The organism is Streptomyces sp. NPDC057697 (assembly GCF_042799335.1).
Lineage (GTDB): Bacteria > Actinomycetota > Actinomycetes > Streptomycetales > Streptomycetaceae > Streptomyces.
Genome location: NZ_JBHVJA010000001.1, coordinates 259602 through 277766, shown reverse-complemented (window position 1 = coordinate 277766; position 18165 = coordinate 259602). Strand labels below are relative to the sequence as shown.

Below are 18165 nucleotides of genomic sequence, written 5' to 3'. Positions count from 1 at the left end.
ACGGGAGCGCCTGGCACGATGGCACGGTGACCGCACCTCTGACGCCGCCTCACCAGCCCTCGTCCAACGACCCCTGGCAGACCCCGCCGAGCGCGGGCGGCCCGGGGGGCTCGCACCTGATCGGTGCGCACGGGCCGGGAGGGCTGCCGGGAGCGCCCGAGGAGAAGGCGCTCGCGCCGGAACTGCGCCCGGCCGCGCTCGTCGCCCTGCTGGTCACCGTCTCCGGTGTGGCACTCGGACTCCTCTGGCTGTGGCTGGCGCCGAGGGTCCCGCTGATCTCCGACAGCACCGCGGTCTTCCTGAACGACAGCGAGGGCGAGGAGGCGATCGGCGCCGACGGTACGTTCGTGCTGCTGGGCCTGGCCTTCGGGGCGGTCTCCGCGGCGCTGGTCTTCTGGTTCCGGCGGCGCGGCGGGATCGCCCTGGTGGTGGCGCTCGCGCTGGGCGGGCTGCTGGGCTCGCTGCTGGCGTGGCGGCTGGGGGTGTGGCTCGGCCCGACCCAGGACGTGGTCGCGCACGCGCGGGCGGTCGGCAAGGGCGTGGTCTTCGACGCACCGCTCCAGCTGCGGGCGAAGGGGGCGTTGCTGGCGTGGCCGCTGGGGGCGATGGCGGTCCATCTCGCGTTGACCGCGCTGTTCGGGCCGCGCGATCCGGAGCCGGAGTGGGGCGTGTTCCCGGGTGGGCCGTGGGCGCCGGGGGCGGCCGTGTTCGGTGGGCCGGGCGCGGGGACGCCCGGTGCGCCTGACGCCGGTGGCTCGGGCGGCTCCGGGACGGCGGGGGAGCCCGGGGCCGGTGGGCCCGCGGGCGGGGGTGTGCCGCCGACGCGGCCGTAGTTCTGGGGGCGGGGTGCGTGCGGGGCGCGGGGTGCGGTGGGCCCGGTGGGCGGGCCGCCGCGCGGGGCTTGTCCCCTACCCGCCCCTTCCCTGAACCGGGGCTCCGCCCCGGACCCCGGTCCTCGAACGCCGGACGGGCCGACATGGGCCGGTGAGCTCGATGGCCGTGACGGCGGGGGCAGGGCAGGTACGGCGAGGTGGTGCCGGACGGGGCGGACGCGTCTGGGCAACGCCGGTCAGACCAGCGGGGCCGACGACGTCGGACGGGCCGGGCGGTTCCGGACGAGGGTCGGGCGGGGACCAGCGGCACCGGGCTACGCCGGGCTACGCCGGGCTACGCCGGGCGAAGGTCGAGCCACGGCTGGCCAGGGACAGCCGGGCGCACACGGGCGGAAAGCGCCGGGTGGAGCGAGCACAGATGGTCAACGCCCCCGGCGGGGCGCGTACGGGCGGTCGGCGTCCCGGGCAGGGCGGGGTGCGGGCGGTCAACGCCCCCGGCGGGGCGCGTACGGGCGGTCAACGTCCTGGGCAGGGCGAGTGCGGGCGGTCGACCGCCCCGGCCGGAGGGCCGTTGTCCTCCGCCGATCTCGGCTCAGCCTCTGCCGATCTCCGCGAACACCGCGTCCGTCAGCGTTGCCAGGTCGTCCGGGGAGAGTTCGACCTCCAGGCCGCGGCGGCCCGCCGAGACGCAGATCGTTTCGTGGGAGCGTGCCGACGCGTCCAGGACCGTGCGCAGCCGTTTGCGCTGGCCCAGGGGGGAGATGCCGCCGCGTACGTAGCCGGTGGTGCGTTCCGCGGCCGCCGGGTCGGCCATGGTGGCCCGTTTGCCGCCCACCGCGGAGGCCAGGGACTTGAGGTCCAGGGTGCCGGCCACCGGGACGACCGCCACGGTCAGGGTGCCGTCGACGTCCGCGACCAGGGTCTTGAAGACCCGGTCGGGGGAGACGCCCAGCGCCGTCGCCGCCTCCTCGCCGTAGGAGGACGAGGCCGGGTCGTGGTCGTAGGAGTGGACGGTGAACGCCGTGCCGGACGCGGTCAGGGCGACCGTTGCCGGGGTGCCGCCGGACTGGTGCTGCTTCTTCGGCTTCTTCGCCACGGGGAGACGGTCCTCGGTCGGATCAGTTGGGGTGGGTCGGGGCGCGGGTCAGGTCCACCGCGGGCAGGGACGGCAGATGGCGGATGACGGCGGTCTCGGAGCGCAGCAGCGTCAGTTCCTCGCGCAGCCGGGCCGCCGAGTCGGGTGCCTGGAGCAGCCGCTGTTTGGTCGGTACGTCGAACACCGCCGCCGCCGCGACCAGATACGAGACGACCTTGGGGTCGTCGGGCAGATCGGCGCCGGTCGTGAGAGAGCGTTCGCTCGCCCCGGCCAGCCGTTTCTGGTAGGCGCGGAAGGCCCGCAGCACGCCCTCGGCGAGTGCCCCGGCCTCCTCCCCGGTCTCCTCGTCCAGCTCTTCGAGCTCGGCCGTCAGACAGGGGCCGCTCGCGTCGACGGAGAGCAGCCTGACCCGGGTCGTGCCGGTCGCCAGGACCTCGAAGCTGCCGTCCGGCCGCTCCCGGATCTTCGCCGCGTCGGCGACGCAGCCGACCTCGTGGAAGCTCCGGATCGGGTCGGGGCCGAAGCCGTCCGCGGGGCCGCGTTCGGCGGGGGTGTCCACCGCGTTCGGCATTCCGGAGCCCGTCGGGGCGGTCTCGTGGCCGTCGCGGACCGCGACCACGGCGAAGCGGCGGGGTTCGTCCTCGTCGGTCTTCAGGAGCTCGCGCATCATGGCGCGATATCGCTCCTCGAAGACGTTCAGCGGCAGCACGAGGCCGGGGAAAAGCACCGCGTTCAGCGGGAACAGAGGCAGGCGAGCGGTGGTCACAACGGTCAAGCGTAATGGCCGCCGGGCCGGCCGCGGTCGGCCCGTCCCGGGATCGGTGGTGCGCAGGCCGCCCGGAGCCGGGTGTCGTCCCGCGCCTTCAGGAACCGGCCGAGCGGGTCGTCGGAGACCGACGACCACGGGAACGACGCCGCGAGCGGCCCGATCCGCCGGAACTGTTCCAGCGCTTCCTCCCAGCGGCCCCGGGTGACCAGCACGAACGCCAGCAGGTTGCGGACCTCGGCGGGCCAGGGGTCGCCCGGAATGAACGAAGCGGACAGCTCGATGGCCAGATCCGCCGCCGCGTCGATCCGCTCCTCCTGCACCGAGGTGGTCCGCGCGCCGGGCCCCTCCATCAAGAGGGCGAAGGCGGCCCGCAGCGGCAGTGCCTGCACCAGCGAGCCGGGCAGCGCGTCCTCGGCGGCCCGCTCGGCGAAGTCGAAGCACTCGCGGTGCGAGCCGTACCAGGCGGCGGAGAGGTAGCGCAGCGCCGCGACATGGCAGCCGTAGTGGTGCGAGGAGCGCCGTACCGCCTGTTCCCACAGCGCCTCGAACATGGTGTGCGTGGCGTGGGTGCCGCGCGCGTGGTCGAGCGCGAGGCGCCAGGGAACCGGATCGCGCGGATCGCTCTCGGCCGCCGCCGTGATCAGCGGCCCCACCTCGCGCAGCTGCTCGGCCCGTACGGGTGACTCCCAGGCCCGGCGGACCGCCAGCTCGGCCTTGACGAGCAGCGCGTCCGGGTCGTGCGGGGCGGCGGCGAGCCAGTCGGTCAGCCAGCCGTCGCGGCTGCGGGCGAAGGTGACGAGCCGCCCGAGGTAGCGGTCGCGGTTCTCCCACTCGGCGTCGTCCCGGGTGGCGGCGAGGAGTTTCGCGGCCGGTCCGTACTCCCCGAGGGCGGCGGCGACGAGCGCCGGGGAGAGCCGCTCGTCGGGGGCGTCGAGCAGCACCTCCTCGTCCGCGGGCAGCCCGGCGGGGCGCTGGGAGCGGCGCCGGACCGTGCACGCGGCACGGAGCAGAACACGAAGGATTGGCATGGTGCAGACCATTGAAAAGCGCTGGTCGGGGCGGCGCCAGGGGTGCGCTGTGAAGCTTTGGTGCCGAGTGAAGGGGTTGTACCGGGCCGAGTCAAGAAGAAGTAAAGGAAAGCGTGGAATCTGGCTTGTTCCTGACGCCCCGGCCGAGGGCGTCCGGCCGTTCGGACGCGGCTCGGGCTGCCGTTCGACCACGGCTCACGGGGCCGCGTCGACCGTTCGGAGGTACGTGCTCCGAACGGTCCGGCGCCCCGTCGCCCGGCCGGCCGTGGCCGGATCCGGTCAGCCCCGGCGCAGCAGCCGCGAGGCGCCCGCCGCGACGGTGGTGGCCAGTATCCAGCCGAGCAGGACGAGCACCGCCGCCGCCCACTGCCAGCCGCCCTCCATCCGCCAGTAGCCGTCCTGGCCCAGATTGATCACCGGGATCAGCAGATCCAGCGCGTACAGCGCCGGATTCCACTGCGGGGCCTCGTCCCCCTTGATCGCCTGCGGCACATGCTGGGCGAAGGCCAGCGTCCCCGCCGCCCACAGCAGCGCCATCCACACCGCGGCCCGCCCCGGCCGGTAGCCGTACGCCACCGTCCAGTCCTGGAGGAAGCCCCAGAGCTTCGCGGCGAGCGGCAGCGTCTCGCGCCGCCGCCGCTGCTTGGCCAGCAGCACCTCCCGGGCGTCCGCGTCCTCCCCGCAGTTGCGCAGCACCGTCGCGAGGCGCTCGTACGGCTCCGGCACATACTCCGGAGTCGCCGCAGCCACCCACTCCAGGCGCCGGGAGAGCGGGAAGTGTCCGTACGGGACGAGGTTCTCGTACACGAAACCGCCCATCGCCAGCCCGCCGGGCCCCGGCCAGCTGGTCGACACGTCGATCAGCGTGACGACCCTCGCGCCGTTCAGCACGACCCGGCCCTCCTCCGGCCGCTCCGCGTTGAACCGCAGCTCCGGGGTGACGATCCGGCGCAGCGACAACTCCTCGTACCGGCCCAGCACGAACCGCGCCTTGTGCAGATCGACCGCGTCGCCGAACCGCCCGTCGTCCAGCCGCACCCCGCCGCGGCACTCGAAGGTCTGCGAACGCGTGCCGCTCGCCGGGGTCGACGCCATGACCACGCCGAACGGGGGAGTGGTGCCCTGGATGCCCGTGTCGACGCTCACCCACGCCTCGCTCATGTACAGCGTCCGCTCCACGGTCAGCTGCGGGGCGTTGAGCGCGCGCCGCCCCTCGCTGTGGCGCAGCCGGCTGCCCCGCAGGCTCAGCGAACCGCCGACCTTCGCCCCGCGCAGACTCAGTTCGCCGCGCGCCTCGACCAGCTCCGCCTGGAGGTCCTGGGCCACCGCCAGACCGTCACCGGCCAGCGCCCGCCCGCTCCGGTCCGCGCCGATCTCGATCTGGTTGATCAGCAGATCGGTGCCGATCTGGGCGTCGGTGAGCCGGATCCCGCGCGGGATCCGGCAGCGCGGCAGATGCAGATCGCCCTCGGTGCGCAGCCGGGCCGCCTCCAGCCGCGGCATCGCGCAGCCGACGATCCGCAACGTCGTGAAATGGCATTCCGGCAGCACCACCTCGTTCTCGAAGCGGCAGCCGGTCATCTCGACGTACGGAGCGACGCGCCCGCCCGCGAGATCGAGCGTTCCGGTGATCCGTACGCCCCGGAGCTTCAGCGCCGCGACCCGGCCGGGCCGCGGCGGCGGACCCGAGAGCAGCAGACGGGCGACGACGCGCCCGTCCACACTGCGCTCCGGTCCCCAGACGCGCGGCGCGAACGGATCGTCCCGCGCCGGGTCGCGGGCGCGCAGATCGTAGGTACTGCCGTTCCGGAAGGCCTGCCACATGCCCAGCTCGGCCGCGCTCAGACCGTCCGGAAAATCGCCGTCGTGCGGTTCGGTCACGGGTGCCCCTTCCGCTCGGAGCTGTTCTTCCCTCTGAGTGACCATGTGAAAGCTATTGGTCAGCAGTGACGTCCGGGACATGTATCAGCCAGTGATACGGGCGACCGGGCGCCGCGGGCGGTCTGCGAGAATTGCGGTGTGATCTCTCGAATCGATCTGCGCGGCGCCACCCTCCCCGAGGGCGGAGCCCTGCGCGACCTGCTGCCCCGTGCCGAGTTCGACGTGGAAGCCGCCCTGGAGACGGTGCGGCCCATCTGCGAGGACGTGCGCCATCGTGGCTCCGCGGCAGTGATCGAGTGGGGGGAGAAGTTCGACGGCGTACGGATCGAATCGACCCGGGTCCCGGCCGAGGCGATCGCCGAGGCCGTCGAGCGGCTCGATCCGGCCGTGCGGGCCGCCCTGGAGGAGTCGATCCGCCGCGCCCGTCCCGTCCACCGCGAGCAGCGCCGCACCACGCACACCACCCAGGTCGTCCCCGGCGGCACCGTCACCGAGAAGTGGGTACCGGTCGAGCGCGTCGGGCTCTACGTCCCCGGCGGACGCTCCGTCTACCCCTCCTCCGTGGTCATGAACGTCGTCCCGGCCCAGGAGGCGGGCGTCGAGGGCATCGCCGTCGCCTCCCCGCCGCAGAAGGAGTTCGGCGGCCTGCCGCACCCCACCATCCTCGCCGCCTGCGCCCTGCTCGGCGTCGACGAGGTGTACGCGGCCGGGGGAGCCCAGGCGATCGCCATGTTCGCCTACGGGACGGACGAGTGCCGCCCGGTCAACCTCGTCACCGGCCCCGGCAACATCTACGTCGCCGCCGCCAAGCGCCTCCTCAAGGGCCGCATCGGCATCGACGCCGAGGCCGGCCCCACCGAGATCGCGATCCTCGCGGACTCCACCGCCGACCCGGTGCACGTCGCCGCCGACCTGATCAGCCAGGCCGAGCACGACCCCATGGCCGCCGCCGTCCTGGTCACCGACTCCGCCGAGCTGGCCGCCGCCACCGAGGCCGAGCTGGCCCCGCAGGTCGCCGCGACCAAGCACGTCACCGACCGGATCGAACCCGCGCTGGCCGGCCGCCAGTCCGCGATCGTCCTGGTCGACGACCTGGAGGACGGCCTGAAGGTCGTCGACGCGTACGCGGCCGAGCACCTGGAGATCCAGACCGCCGACGCCGCCGCCGTCGCCGACCGGGTCCGCAACGCCGGCGCGATCTTCGTCGGCCCCTGGTCCCCGGTCTCGCTCGGCGACTACTGCGCCGGCTCCAACCACGTCCTGCCCACCGGCGGCTGCGCCTGCCACTCCTCGGGCCTCTCCGTGCAGTCCTTCCTGCGCGGCATCCACGTCGTCGACTACACCCGCGACGCGCTCGCCGAGGTCACCCACCACGTGGTCACCCTCGCCGAGGCGGAGGACCTCCCCGCCCACGGCGCCGCGCTCAAGGCCAGGTTCGACTGGAAGGTCCCGCAGCAGTGACGCAGAGCGACACCCCCCGCACGACCACGCGCCTCGACGATCTCCCGATCCGCGACGAACTGCGCGGCAAGTCCCCGTACGGGGCGCCGCAGCTCGACGTGCCCGTGCGGCTGAACACCAACGAGAACCCCTACCCGCTGCCCGAGGCGCTCGTCGACCGGATCGCCGAGCGGGTCCGCGAGGCCGCGCGCGACCTCAACCGCTACCCCGACCGGGACGCCGTCGAGCTCCGTACCGAACTGGCCCGCTACCTCACCCGCACCGCCGGGCACACGGTCACGGCCGCCCACGTATGGGCCGCCAACGGCTCCAACGAGGTCCTCCAGCAGCTGTTGCAGACCTTCGGCGGGCCCGGCCGCACCGCGATCGGCTTCGAGCCCTCGTACTCCATGCACGCCCTCATCGCCCGGTCCACCGGCACCGACTGGGTCTCCGGACCCCGCAACGAGGACTTCACCATCGACGTCGAGGCCGCCCGCGCGGCCATCGCCGGACTCCGCCCCGACGTCGTCTTCATCACCTCCCCCAACAACCCCACCGGCACCGCCGTCGACGCGGAGACCGTGCTCGCGCTGTACGACGCCGCCCAGGCCGCCAAGCCGTCGATGGTCGTCATCGACGAGGCGTACGGCGAGTTCAGCCACCACCCCTCGCTGCTCCCGCTGATCGAGGGCCGGCCGAACATGGTGCTCTCGCGCACCATGTCGAAGGCGTTCGGCGCCGCCGGACTGCGCCTGGGCTACCTCGCCGCCGACCCGGCCGTCGTCGACGCGGTCCAGCTGGTCCGGCTGCCGTACCACCTCTCCTCCATCACCCAGGCCACCGCGCTCGCCGCCCTGGAGCACACCGATACGCTGCTCGGATACGTCGGCCGGCTCAAGAGCGAACGCGACCGGATCGTCACGGAGCTGCGCGCGCTCGGCTACGACGTCACCGACTCGGACGCCAACTTCGTCCAGTTCGGCCGCTTCGCCGACAGCCGCACGGCCTGGCAGCGGATCCTCGACCGGGGCGTCCTGGTCCGGGACAACGGCGTACCGGGATGGCTGCGGGTCTCCGCGGGCACCCCGGCGGAGAACGACGCGTTCCTCGACGCGGCACGCGAACTCAAGAAGGAGTACGACGCATGAGCCCCCGCGCGGGCCGCGTACCGCACTTCCCGGGGAACGACCCCCGCAACCCCAGCCGGCACGGGGCCGACCGCGGTCCGGCCCGGCGAGGCGAGCACGATCAAGGAGCAAGCGCATGAGCCCCCGCGTAGGCCGCGTGGAACGCACCACCAAGGAAACCTCGGTGCTCGTCGAGATAAATCTCGACGGCACCGGCGAGGTCGACGTGTCGACCGGAGTCGGCTTCTACGACCACATGCTCGACCAGCTCGGCCGGCACGGCCTCTTCGACCTCACGGTCAAGACCGACGGCGACCTGCACATCGACTCGCACCACACCATCGAGGACACCGCCCTCGCCCTCGGTGCCGCGTTCAAGCAGGCCCTCGGCGACAAGGTCGGCATCTACCGCTTCGGCAACTGCACCGTCCCGCTGGACGAGTCGCTCGCCCAGGTCACCGTCGACCTCTCCGGCCGCCCCTACCTGGTGCACACCGAGCCGGAGAACATGGCGCCGATGATCGGCGCGTACGACACCACGATGACCCGGCACATCCTGGAGTCCTTCGTCGCACAGGCCCAGATCGCCCTGCACGTCCACGTGCCGTACGGGCGCAACGCCCACCACATCGTGGAGTGCCAGTTCAAGGCGCTCGCCCGCGCGCTGCGCTACGCCAGTGAGCGCGACCCGCGCGCCGCGGGCATCCTTCCCTCCACGAAGGGCGCCCTGTGACCGGCCTCAACACCATCCTGATCGTCCTCGGCCTCTTCCTGGCCGGGGGCGTCTACTCCTTCTCGAAGCAGGGCATGCCCAAGGGCGTCATCGTCCTGCTCTCGATCGCCTCCGTGATGTGCCTGGTGGCAGGCATCCTGCGGATCCAGGGACTCTGGGACTGAGGAACGAGCTGTGAGCGACAACAAGAAGGTCGTCGTCTTCGACTACGGCTTCGGGAACGTCCGCTCCGCCGAGCGGGCCCTGGCCCATGTCGGCGCGGACGTCGAGATCACCCGCGACTTCGACACGGCGATGAACGCGGACGGACTGCTGGTGCCCGGCGTCGGCGCCTTCTCCGCCTGCATGGACGGGCTGAAGAAGGCCCGCGGCGAATGGATCATCGGCCGCAGGCTCTCCGGCGGCCGCCCGGTCATGGGCATCTGCGTCGGTATGCAGATCCTCTTCGAGCGCGGCATCGAGCACGGCGTGGAGACGGACGGCCTGGACGAATGGCCCGGCACCGTGGCCCCGCTGAAGGCCCCGGTCGTCCCGCACATGGGCTGGAACACCGTGCGGGCCCCCGAGGACTCCCAGCTCTTCGCCGGTCTCGACCCCGAGGCCCGGTTCTACTTCGTGCACTCCTACGCGGTGCACGACTGGAGCCTGGAAGTCACCAACCCCAAGATCCGCGCCCCCCGGGTCACCTGGGCCACCCATGGCGAGCCGTTCGTCGCCGCCGTGGAGAACGGCGCCCTGTGGGCCACCCAGTTCCACCCCGAGAAGTCCGGCGATGCCGGCGCCCAGCTGCTGACCAACTGGATCGAGACGCTGTAATGCCGAAGCTTGAACTGCTCCCCGCCGTCGACGTCCGCGACGGCCAGGCCGTCCGCCTCGTCCACGGCGAGTCCGGCTCCGAGACCTCCTACGGCTCCCCGCTGGAGGCGGCCCTCGCCTGGCAGCGCGCCGGGGCCGAGTGGCTCCACCTGGTCGACCTCGACGCCGCCTTCGGCACCGGTGACAACCGGGCGCTGATCGCCGAGGTGGCCGGTGCCATGGACATCAAGGTCGAGCTGTCCGGCGGCATCCGCGACGACGCCTCGCTCGCCGCCGCCCTCGCCACCGGCTGCCGCCGCGTCAACCTCGGCACCGCCGCCCTGGAGACCCCGGAATGGGTCGCCAAGGTCATCGCCGAGCACGGCGACCAGATCGCCGTCGGCCTCGACGTGCGCGGCACCACGCTGCGCGGCCGCGGCTGGACCCGCGACGGCGGCGACCTCTACGAGACGCTCGCCCGCCTCGACTCCGAGGGCTGCGCCCGCTACGTCGTCACCGACATCGCCAAGGACGGCACGCTCCAGGGCCCCAACCTGGAGCTCCTGAAGAACGTCTGCGCCGCCACCGACAAGCCCGTCGTGGCCTCCGGCGGCGTCTCCTCGCTGGAGGACCTGCGGGCCATCGCCTCGCTCGTCCCGGACGGTGTCGAGGGCGCGATCGTCGGCAAGGCGCTGTACGCGAAGGCGTTCACCCTCGAAGAAGCGCTCCAGGAGGTCTCCGGATGAGCGACTCCGTCGACCGCGTCTCCTCCGGCGCCCCCTGGGAGGAGAGGTTCGGCTACTCCCGCGCGGTGGAGCTGCCGAACGGGCTCGTCCTGGTGGCCGGCTGCACCTCGGTGGAGAACGGCCAGATCTCCGCGGGCGGTCCCTACGAGCAGGCCGTCACCTCCTTCAAGGTCGCCTTCGACGCGCTGAAGCAGCTGGGCCTGGGCCGCGAGGACGTCGTCCGCACCCGGATGTACCTCACGCACGCCCGGGACGTCGACGAGGTCGGCCGCGCCCACAAGGAGCTCTTCGACGACGTCCGGCCCGCCGCCTCGATGATCGTCGTGGCCGGTCTCGTGGACCCGAGCCTGGTCGTCGAGGTCGAGGTCGAGGCGTACCGGGCGGGTGCGCGATGAGCCTCGCCGTGCGCGTCATCCCCTGCCTGGACGTCGACGGCGGCCGGGTCGTCAAGGGCGTCAACTTCCAGAACCTGCGCGACGCGGGCGACCCCGTCGAGATGGCGAAGCTGTACGACGCCGAGGGCGCCGACGAGCTGACCTTCCTGGACATCACCGCGTCCAGCGGCGACCGGGAGACCACCTACGACGTGGTGCGCCGCACCGCCGAGCAGGTCTTCATCCCGCTCACGGTCGGCGGCGGCGTCCGCACCGCGGACGACGTCGACAAGCTGCTGCGGGCCGGCGCGGACAAGGTCGGCGTCAACACCGCCGCCATCGCCCGCCCCGACCTCATCCGGGAGATCGCCGAGCGCTTCGGCCGCCAGGTCCTGGTGCTCTCCGTGGACGCCCGGCGCACCCCCGGGGGCAGCACCTTCGAGGTCACCACGCACGGCGGCCGCCAGGGCACCGGCATCGACGCCGTCGAATGGGCGCACCGCGCCGCCGAGCTGGGCGCGGGCGAGATCCTGCTCAACTCGATGGACGCGGACGGCACCAAGGACGGCTACGACACCGAGATGATCACGGCGGTACGGAAGCACGTGACCGTCCCCGTCATCGCCTCCGGCGGCGCCGGCCGGCTCGCCCACTTCGCCCCCGCCGTCGAGGCGGGCGCCGACGCGGTGCTCGCCGCCTCCGTCTTCCACTTCGGCGATCTGCGGATCTCCGAGGTCAAGGGCGCGCTCAGGGAGGCCGGACACCCGGTCCGCTGAGCCGCCGCACGTACCAGCCCGACGCCGGGCGGAGCCGGGAGACCGGCCCCGCCCGGCGTCGGGCTTTTCCACGGCCCGCTCCCTCCGCGCGGGTTCCGCAGCTTTTATTGCGCAAGAAACATTGCGCAAGTTTCCTTTTCCATCTACGGTCGGGGACATGGCAAGCAAGGAATCACGCCGGGTCTCGGACCTGGAGACCCTGAAGGCGTTCGGGCACCCACTGCGGATGCGGCTCTACCGGGCGCTCTACATCGCCCGCACGGCCACCGCCTCCCAACTGGCCGACCAGGTCGACGAGGCGGTGTCACTGGTCAGCTACCACCTGCGCAAGCTCGCCGACCACGGCCTGATCGAGGAGGCCGAACAGCAGGGCACGGACGGCCGCGAACGCTGGTGGCAGCCCGCGTCCAAGGGGCTCAACTTCCACGAGGAGGACTTCGACGACGCCCCCGAGAAGGCCGCCACGCACGCCGCCGTCGGCCGGCTCTCCTTCGACCAGCACATCGAGCTGTACCGCCGCTACCTCGACTCCGCCCGCAGCTGGCCGCTCCAGTGGCGCCGCGCCGCCTCCAGCTCCGAGTACCTGGCCCGGCTCACCGCCGAGGAACTCGCCGCGCTCACCCGCGAGATGCACGAGGTGGTCGACCGGTACGAGAGCCTCGGCCGCGCCCGCGAGGAAGCCGGGGAGACGGAGGGCCGCGAGAACGTCGCCGTGCACCTGTACACCTTCCCGTTCCGCTCCTGACCCGCCGTCCCGGGAGGCCGACCCCATGACCGTCACCGAAGCCGGAGCCCCCGCGCCGGCCGCCGAACGCCCCGCCCACCGCGACCCCGACGTCCTGCGCTGGCTCGGCGCCTACACCGCCTCGATGATCGGCGACAGCGTCTACTACATGGCGCTCGCCTGGGCCGCCGCCCGCACCGGCGGCGACGCCCAGACCGGGATCGTCCTCGCCGTCGGCTCCATACCCCGGGCCGCGCTGATGCTCGGCGGGGGAGTGCTCGCCGACCGGATCGGCCCGCGCCGCGTCGTCATCGGCAGCGACGCCGTCCGCTGCCTGGTCGTCCTCGGCCTGGCCGGTGCGCTGCTGCTCACCTCGCCCGCCTTATGGATGCTGATCGCCGTCGCGCTCGTCTTCGGCGTGGTCGACGCCCTCTTCCTGCCCGCTGTCGGCGCCCTGCCGCCCCGGGTCACCGCCCCCGGCCAGCTCGCCCGCGTCCAGGGCATGCGCGGCCTCGCCACGCGCCTCGCCAATGTCGTCGGCGCCCCGCTCGGCGGCGTCGCGGTGGCCCTCGGCGGACCGACGCTCGCGTTCGCCGCGGCCGGGGTGCTCTTCGCCGTGTCGCTGCCCCTGCTGCTGTCCCTGCGGATCCGCCCGCTGCCCGGCGACCGCGGCGCCGAACCGTCCGGCACCGCCTGGCACGACCTGGCCGACGGGCTGCGCCACATCCGCCGCCACCCGCTGCTCGGGCCGCTGATGATCGTCGTCGCCGTCAGCGAGCTGGGCTTCGTCGGGCCGCTCAACCTCGGCCTGATCCTGCTCGCCGAGGAACGCCACTGGGGCGCCTCCGGCATGGGCTGGATCATCGCCGCCTTCGGGACCGGCGCCGGAGCCACGGCCCTGCTGCTCGCCGTGCGCGGCCGGGTGCCGCGTGCCGGACTGGTGATGTGCCTGGCCGTGCTGGTCGGCGCGGCCGCCATCGGCACCCTGGCCCAACTGCCCTCGGTGGCCCTCGCTGCCACCGCGGCGGTCTGCGTCGGACTCTTCGCCGGCCTCGGCGGCTCCCTGTGCGGGGCCCTGATCCAGACCGTCACCGAACCCGCCTACCTCGGCCGGGTCACCTCGGTCTCGACGCTCTTCACCCACGCGATCGCCCCGCTCAGCTACCCGGTCACGGGAGCCGCCGTCGCCGCCTGGGGGACCGGCCCGGTCTTCGCCGCCAGCGCCTCGCTGTGCGCCGCCGGGGCGCTGACGGGCCTGGCCTTCACCCGGCTGCGCCGCGCGGAACTCCCGGGCTGAGCCCGCCCCCGTACGCCCCGGACGGGCCTACATCCCCAGCTCCGCCGTACGCAGCCGGTCCACCGCCTCCGTGTCGCCCTCCACGCCGACCGTCGCCGCGTCCTGCCGCCCGAACGCGAAGAGCAGCAGCTCGCCCGGCTCGCCGGTGACCGTCACCACCGGAGTGCCCTTGTGCGCCACCGCCGTCTGGCCGTCCGGGCGGCGCAGCACCAGCCCCACCGGCGACCTGCGGCCCAGCAGCCGGGCCGTCCGCTCGGCCCGCGACCACAGCACATCCGCGAAGACCGGGTCCAGCTCCCGCCGCGACCAGTCCGGCTGGGCCCGGCGGACGTCCTCCGTATGGATGTAGAACTCCACGGTGTTGGCGGCCTCGTCGATCTGCTTCAGACCGAACGGGGACATCCTCGGCGGCCCGGTACGGATCAGCTGGATCAGCTCCTCGTACGGCTTCGCCGCGTACTCCGCCTGCACCCGGTCCAGGCGGTTCCTCAGCACACCGAGCACCACCCCGCCCGCCGCGTCCGGCCGCCGCTCCCGGACCACCACATGGGCGGCCAGGTCCCGGGCCGTCCAGCCTTGGCACAGGGTCGGTGCCTCCGGTCCCGCCGCCTCCAACAGATCGGCGAGCAGAAGTCGTTCGCGCTTCGCATGGGTCGACATGGTCGCCAGCGTACGACCGACGCCCGCGGTCCGCCCAGTGGACGCCGCACGGGAAGGCCCCCGCGGCCACGGCACAATGGGCGCATGACCAGCGCGCCCACGCCCAGCACTCCGCCGCCGTCCGGCAACCTCGACCCGGCCATCGCGGCCCGCCTCAAGCGCGGTGCCGACGGCCTCGTCCCGGCCATCGCCCAGCAGTACGACACCGGCGAGGTGCTGATGCTCGGCTGGATGGACGACGAGGCCCTGCACCGCACCCTCACCACCGGCCGCTGCACCTACTGGTCCCGCAGCCGCCAGGAGTACTGGGTCAAGGGCGACACCTCCGGCCACATCCAGCAGGTCAAGTCCGTCGCCCTCGACTGTGACGCCGACACCGTCCTCGTCCGCGTCGACCAGACGGGTGCCGCCTGCCACACCGGCGACCGCACCTGCTTCGACGCCGACGTCCTCCCGCTCGCGCAGTAAAGGGCCAGCCGCCATGGATCTCGACACCTTCCGCGCACTCGCCGTCGACCGGCGCGTCATCCCCGTCAGCCGCAGGCTCCTCGCGGACGGCGACACCCCGGTCGGGCTCTACCGCAAACTCGCGGGCGAGCGCAGCGGCACCTTCCTCCTGGAGTCCGCGGAGAACGGCCGCACCTGGTCGCGCTACTCCTTCATCGGGGTACGCAGCGCCGCCACCCTCACCGTCCGCGACGGACAGGCCCACTGGCTGGGCGTCCCGCCCGTCGGGGTCCCCGTGGACGGGGACCCGCTCCAGGCCCTGCGCGCCACCATCGAGACCCTGCACACCCCGCGCGACCTGGTCGCCGACGACGGACTGCCCCCGTTCACCGGCGGCATGGTCGGCTACCTCGGCTACGACGTGGTGCGCCGCCTGGAGAAGATCGGCGACAGCGGCGAGGACGACCTGCGCGTACCCGAACTGACCATGCTGCTCACCTCGGACCTGGCCGTCCTCGACCACGGGGACGGCAGCGTCCTGCTGATCGCCAACGCGATCAACCACAACGACCTCGCGACCGGCGTCGACGAGGCGTACGCGGACGCCGTGGCCCGCCTCGACGCCATGGAACGGGACCTCTCCCGCCCCGTCGAGAACGCCCCCGCCGCCCTCCCGCCGTCCGAGCTGCCCCCGTACACCGCGCTGTGGGGCGGCGCGGCGTACCAGGACGCCGTCGAGGACGTGAAGGAACGCGTCAGGGCCGGCGAGGCCTTCCAGGTCGTCCCCTCCCAGCGCTTCGAAACCCCGTGCACGGCAAGCGCGTTGGACGTCTACCGGGTCCTGCGCGCCACCAACCCGTCGCCGTACATGTACCTCTTCCGGTTCGACGGCTTCGACGTCGCCGGCTCCAGCCCGGAGGCCCTCGTCAAGGTCGAGGACGGACACGCCATGGTCCACCCGATCGCCGGGACCAGGCACCGCGGCGCCACCCCGCAGGAGGACCAGGCGCTCGCCGACGAACTCCTCGCCGACCCCAAGGAACGCGCCGAACACCTGATGCTGGTCGACCTCGGCCGCAACGACCTGGGGCGGGTCTGCGCACCCGGCTCCGTCGAGGTCGTCGACTTCATGTCGATCGAGCGGTACTCGCACGTGATGCACATCGTCTCCACCGTCACCGGCCGCGTCGCCGAGGGCCGCACCGCCTTCGACGTCCTCACCGCGTGCTTCCCGGCGGGCACCCTCTCCGGCGCCCCCAAGCCCCGCGCGATGCAGATCATCGAGGAGCTCGAACCGACCCGCCGCGGTCTGTACGGCGGCTGTGTCGGCTATCTCGACTTCGCGGGGGACTCCGACACCGCCATCGCCATCCGCACCGCCCTGCTCCGCGACGGCACGGCGTACGTCCAGGCCGGGGCCGGTGTCGTCGCCGACTCCGACCCGGTCGCCGAGGACACCGAATGCCGCAACAAGGCCGCGGCGGTGCTCCGCGCGGTGCACACGGCCAACCGGCTCGGCGGCGTGTGAGAGCGGCGGCCGGGGGCCGCCCCGCGCCCCCGGCCCCGCGACGCCGCACCCCGATCACCGGCGGGTCCGGGGCGGTAGGGGATAGTGGAGTACGTGAGTGCTGTCCCCGTACCCCAGCCCCGTGCCCGAGCCGTCACCGCGTCCGACGCCTCGGGAAGCCGCCGCAGCCTGGCCGCCGGTCTGCTCCTCGGGGCGGCCGGTGCCACCGTCGTCCTGCTCGCCTCCGGCCAGACCTGGGCCGAGGGCGAGGCGTCCGTCGGCGGCGGCTCGCTGCCGCTGACCGCCGACGGCCAGGACGTCACCGGCCTCCCGGCGGCCCTCGCCATAGTGGGCCTGGCCGCGCTGGTCGCCGTCTTCGCCGTCCGCGGCGCCTCCCGGCTGCTCGTCGCCGGGCTCCTCGCCCTCAGCGGCCTCGGCGCCGCGCTGAGCGCCTGCCTCGGCGCCGCCGACAGCGCGGCCCTGGACGAGAAGGCCGCGCAGTCCACCGGCGACGCCTCCGCGACCATCGGCGCCCTCGCCCACACCGCGTGGCCCTACGTCACCGCGGCCGGCGGCCTGCTGATCCTGCTCGCCGGACTGCTCGCCCTGCGGTACGGGAAGCTCTGGCCCACCATGTCGGGACGGTACGAGCGGGACGGCACGCCCCGCCCCCGCAAGGCCGCCCCCGCCACCGTGGACCCGGACCGGCCCGAGGACCTCTGGAAGGCCCTGGACCGCGGCGAGGACCCGACACGCTAGGGGCCGCGCCGAAAGCCCCGCCCGGCACGCACGCGCGCCGCGCTGTCGGGTCGCACGCACCGGACACCGCCGGGCCCGCCCCTCGGGCAGACGGCGCCACTTCCGGCACACGCCCCGGATTCCCCCGTTCGGACCGGGCCGGATCGGGCACCCGGGCACGCGCGCCCGGCATGATCCGAACGAGCGGCACCAGGTGTGACCCCCAGCTCACGTCCTACCCGTACGTACGGGACAATGGAGCCGAGCTCGCAGCACAGCGGCACCAGCTTTGCGTACAGCGATACCACCAGCGCAACACCAACAAGGAGCAACTCATGGCGGGCAGCAGCCACGGACACACCCCGGCCGCCTGGACCGGTGTCATCATCTCCTTCATCGGCTTCTGCGTCGCAGGCGTCTTCATGGTCGCGGCCAACCCCGTCGGCTTCTGGGCCGGACTCGCCGTCGTCTTCCTCGGCGGGATCGTCGGCCTCGCGATGAAGGCCGCGGGTCTCGGCATGCCGAAGGAGTCGGCGGAGATGGCCCAGGCGCGGGCCCGCGCCGCACAGGCCCAGGTCTCCTGACGCCGCGCGACACCCGTTCGCACGCGAGGCGCAGCCCCGAACGGGCTGCGCCTTTCCGCGTCAGCGGGGACAATCACCGGGTGGACGCCTCGCCTACCCCCGCAGCCGCAGCGCCGGCCCCGCCCCCCGGGCGGCCGCCGGTCTTCCCCCCGGCCCCCGTGCCCGCCTCGCGCATCCGGCGGCTGGCCACGCCGGTGGGCGTCATGGCCGCCGTCGTCGGCGCGTTCGGCTACGTCGGGGCAGTGGACCCCAACCAGCCCGGCCACTACCCGGTCTGCCCGCTGCTCCGGTTCACCGGTCTCTACTGTCCGGGCTGCGGAGGGCTGCGCAGCGCCCATGCCGTCGCGCACGGTGACATCGCCGCCGCCCTCGGCTCCAACGCGCTCGCCGTCGCCGGCTACGCGGCCTTCGCCGTCCTCTGGACGCTCTGGACGGTCCGCGCCGCCCGGGGCAGGCCCATGAGCATCGCCGCGAAGCCCGTCGTCTGGTGGGGGATCGGGGCCGTGCTGCTGGTCTTCTCGGTCGTCCGGAATCTACCGTTCGGTTCATTTCTGGCCCCGTGAATGCCCAGGTAGTGGGACATTCACCCGCCGGATTCGAGCCAGTC

Annotated in this window: 21 protein-coding genes; 16 read left to right on the top strand and 5 right to left on the bottom strand. The window is 73.4% G+C overall.

What is annotated here, in order from left to right; translation table 11 throughout:
* The first annotated feature begins 26 nt into the window (after window positions 1–26).
* The gene (locus ACFVFH_RS01280) at window positions 27–833 is read left to right on the top strand and encodes an ABC transporter permease (RefSeq protein WP_383761717.1); all 807 of its coding nucleotides are present in this window, start codon (window positions 27–29) and stop codon (window positions 831–833) included.
* A gap of 592 nt (window positions 834–1425) precedes the next feature.
* On the opposite strand, the gene ybaK is transcribed toward ACFVFH_RS01280, so the two are convergent.
* The 4 genes from ybaK to ACFVFH_RS01260 all read right to left on the bottom strand — a co-directional run bounded on the left by ybaK (window position 1426) and on the right by ACFVFH_RS01260 (window position 5607).
* Window positions 1426–1929, bottom strand: a complete 504-nt coding sequence (gene ybaK, locus ACFVFH_RS01275; protein ID WP_383761715.1) for a Cys-tRNA(Pro) deacylase — start codon at window positions 1927–1929, stop codon at window positions 1426–1428.
* A 22-nt stretch (window positions 1930–1951) separates the two neighbouring features.
* Window positions 1952–2695, bottom strand: a complete 744-nt coding sequence (locus ACFVFH_RS01270; RefSeq protein ID WP_383761712.1) for an LON peptidase substrate-binding domain-containing protein — start codon at window positions 2693–2695, stop codon at window positions 1952–1954.
* Between the two features lie 5 nt (window positions 2696–2700).
* Window positions 2701–3738: a hypothetical protein gene (locus tag ACFVFH_RS01265; RefSeq protein WP_383761709.1), complete on the bottom strand. Its 1038-nt coding sequence runs from the start codon at window positions 3736–3738 to the stop codon at window positions 2701–2703.
* A 267-nt stretch (window positions 3739–4005) separates the two neighbouring features.
* On the bottom strand, window positions 4006–5607 hold the full coding sequence (locus tag ACFVFH_RS01260) for an oxidoreductase (RefSeq protein WP_383761706.1): 1602 nt from the start codon (window positions 5605–5607) through the stop codon (window positions 4006–4008).
* Window positions 5608–5745: 138 nt separating this feature from the next.
* On the opposite strand from ACFVFH_RS01260, the gene hisD reads away from it, so the two are divergent.
* The 10 genes from hisD to ACFVFH_RS01210 all read left to right on the top strand — a co-directional run bounded on the left by hisD (window position 5746) and on the right by ACFVFH_RS01210 (window position 13622).
* Complete coding sequence (hisD, locus tag ACFVFH_RS01255; RefSeq protein WP_383761703.1) at window positions 5746–7068, top strand: histidinol dehydrogenase; 1323 nt, start codon at window positions 5746–5748, stop codon at window positions 7066–7068.
* The gene (locus ACFVFH_RS01250) at window positions 7065–8198 is read left to right on the top strand and encodes a histidinol-phosphate transaminase (protein WP_383761700.1); all 1134 of its coding nucleotides are present in this window, start codon (window positions 7065–7067) and stop codon (window positions 8196–8198) included. The genes hisD and ACFVFH_RS01250 overlap by 4 nt, the downstream gene beginning before the upstream one ends.
* Before the next feature lie 115 nt (window positions 8199–8313).
* Window positions 8314–8910 (top strand): imidazoleglycerol-phosphate dehydratase HisB, encoded by a 597-nt coding sequence (gene hisB / locus ACFVFH_RS01245; RefSeq protein WP_383761697.1) that lies wholly within the window; start codon window positions 8314–8316, stop codon window positions 8908–8910.
* The gene (locus ACFVFH_RS01240) at window positions 8907–9074 is read left to right on the top strand and encodes a hypothetical protein (RefSeq protein WP_353788990.1); all 168 of its coding nucleotides are present in this window, start codon (window positions 8907–8909) and stop codon (window positions 9072–9074) included. The genes hisB and ACFVFH_RS01240 overlap by 4 nt, the downstream gene beginning before the upstream one ends.
* A 10-nt stretch (window positions 9075–9084) precedes the next feature.
* Complete coding sequence (hisH, locus tag ACFVFH_RS01235) at window positions 9085–9726, top strand: imidazole glycerol phosphate synthase subunit HisH (RefSeq protein WP_383761693.1); 642 nt, start codon at window positions 9085–9087, stop codon at window positions 9724–9726.
* Complete coding sequence (gene priA, locus ACFVFH_RS01230; RefSeq protein ID WP_383761691.1) at window positions 9726–10451, top strand: bifunctional 1-(5-phosphoribosyl)-5-((5-phosphoribosylamino)methylideneamino)imidazole-4-carboxamide isomerase/phosphoribosylanthranilate isomerase PriA; 726 nt, start codon at window positions 9726–9728, stop codon at window positions 10449–10451. Before hisH ends, priA begins: the two co-directional genes overlap by 1 nt.
* Window positions 10448–10846 (top strand): RidA family protein, encoded by a 399-nt coding sequence (locus ACFVFH_RS01225; protein ID WP_383761688.1) that lies wholly within the window; start codon window positions 10448–10450, stop codon window positions 10844–10846. The genes priA and ACFVFH_RS01225 overlap by 4 nt, the downstream gene beginning before the upstream one ends.
* Window positions 10843–11601: an imidazole glycerol phosphate synthase subunit HisF gene (gene hisF / locus ACFVFH_RS01220; protein ID WP_383761685.1), complete on the top strand. Its 759-nt coding sequence runs from the start codon at window positions 10843–10845 to the stop codon at window positions 11599–11601. The genes ACFVFH_RS01225 and hisF overlap by 4 nt, the downstream gene beginning before the upstream one ends.
* 157 nt (window positions 11602–11758) lie before the next feature.
* The gene (locus ACFVFH_RS01215; protein WP_383761682.1) at window positions 11759–12346 is read left to right on the top strand and encodes an ArsR/SmtB family transcription factor; all 588 of its coding nucleotides are present in this window, start codon (window positions 11759–11761) and stop codon (window positions 12344–12346) included.
* Between the two features lie 25 nt (window positions 12347–12371).
* The gene (locus ACFVFH_RS01210; protein WP_383761679.1) at window positions 12372–13622 is read left to right on the top strand and encodes an MFS transporter; all 1251 of its coding nucleotides are present in this window, start codon (window positions 12372–12374) and stop codon (window positions 13620–13622) included.
* A 27-nt stretch (window positions 13623–13649) separates the two neighbouring features.
* On the opposite strand, the gene ACFVFH_RS01205 is transcribed toward ACFVFH_RS01210, so the two are convergent.
* A complete protein-coding gene (locus tag ACFVFH_RS01205; protein ID WP_383761676.1) occupies window positions 13650–14282 on the bottom strand; it encodes a TIGR03085 family metal-binding protein in 633 nt (210 codons plus the stop codon).
* Between the two features lie 84 nt (window positions 14283–14366).
* Here ACFVFH_RS01205 and hisI point away from each other — a divergent pair, with 84 nt between their 5' ends.
* From hisI to ACFVFH_RS01180, 5 genes are all read left to right on the top strand, one after another.
* Window positions 14367–14750 (top strand): phosphoribosyl-AMP cyclohydrolase, encoded by a 384-nt coding sequence (gene hisI, locus ACFVFH_RS01200; RefSeq protein ID WP_093543499.1) that lies wholly within the window; start codon window positions 14367–14369, stop codon window positions 14748–14750.
* A complete protein-coding gene (locus tag ACFVFH_RS01195) occupies window positions 14647–16257 on the top strand; it encodes an anthranilate synthase component I (protein WP_383761672.1) in 1611 nt (536 codons plus the stop codon). Before hisI ends, ACFVFH_RS01195 begins: the two co-directional genes overlap by 104 nt.
* Before the next feature lie 84 nt (window positions 16258–16341).
* The gene (locus ACFVFH_RS01190; protein WP_383761669.1) at window positions 16342–16995 is read left to right on the top strand and encodes a TIGR02234 family membrane protein; all 654 of its coding nucleotides are present in this window, start codon (window positions 16342–16344) and stop codon (window positions 16993–16995) included.
* A 314-nt stretch (window positions 16996–17309) separates the two neighbouring features.
* Window positions 17310–17558 (top strand): HGxxPAAW family protein, encoded by a 249-nt coding sequence (locus ACFVFH_RS01185; protein ID WP_383761667.1) that lies wholly within the window; start codon window positions 17310–17312, stop codon window positions 17556–17558.
* Window positions 17559–17638: 80 nt separating this feature from the next.
* Complete coding sequence (locus ACFVFH_RS01180) at window positions 17639–18121, top strand: DUF2752 domain-containing protein (RefSeq protein WP_383761665.1); 483 nt, start codon at window positions 17639–17641, stop codon at window positions 18119–18121.
* Window positions 18122–18165 lie beyond the last annotated feature (44 nt).

Coding starts and splice junctions, on each gene's coding strand:
- ACFVFH_RS01265 (WP_383761709.1), bottom strand. CDS start 3,738: ATGGTCTGCACCATGCCAATCCTTCGTGTTCTGCTCCGTGCCGCGTGC.
- hisB (WP_383761697.1), top strand. CDS start 8,314: ATGAGCCCCCGCGTAGGCCGCGTGGAACGCACCACCAAGGAAACCTCG.
- priA (WP_383761691.1), top strand. CDS start 9,726: ATGCCGAAGCTTGAACTGCTCCCCGCCGTCGACGTCCGCGACGGCCAG.
- ACFVFH_RS01225 (WP_383761688.1), top strand. CDS start 10,448: ATGAGCGACTCCGTCGACCGCGTCTCCTCCGGCGCCCCCTGGGAGGAG.
- hisF (WP_383761685.1), top strand. CDS start 10,843: ATGAGCCTCGCCGTGCGCGTCATCCCCTGCCTGGACGTCGACGGCGGC.
- ACFVFH_RS01215 (WP_383761682.1), top strand. CDS start 11,759: ATGGCAAGCAAGGAATCACGCCGGGTCTCGGACCTGGAGACCCTGAAG.
- ACFVFH_RS01210 (WP_383761679.1), top strand. CDS start 12,372: ATGACCGTCACCGAAGCCGGAGCCCCCGCGCCGGCCGCCGAACGCCCC.
- ACFVFH_RS01205 (WP_383761676.1), bottom strand. CDS start 14,282: ATGTCGACCCATGCGAAGCGCGAACGACTTCTGCTCGCCGATCTGTTG.
- hisI (WP_093543499.1), top strand. CDS start 14,367: ATGACCAGCGCGCCCACGCCCAGCACTCCGCCGCCGTCCGGCAACCTC.
- ACFVFH_RS01185 (WP_383761667.1), top strand. CDS start 17,310: ATGGCGGGCAGCAGCCACGGACACACCCCGGCCGCCTGGACCGGTGTC.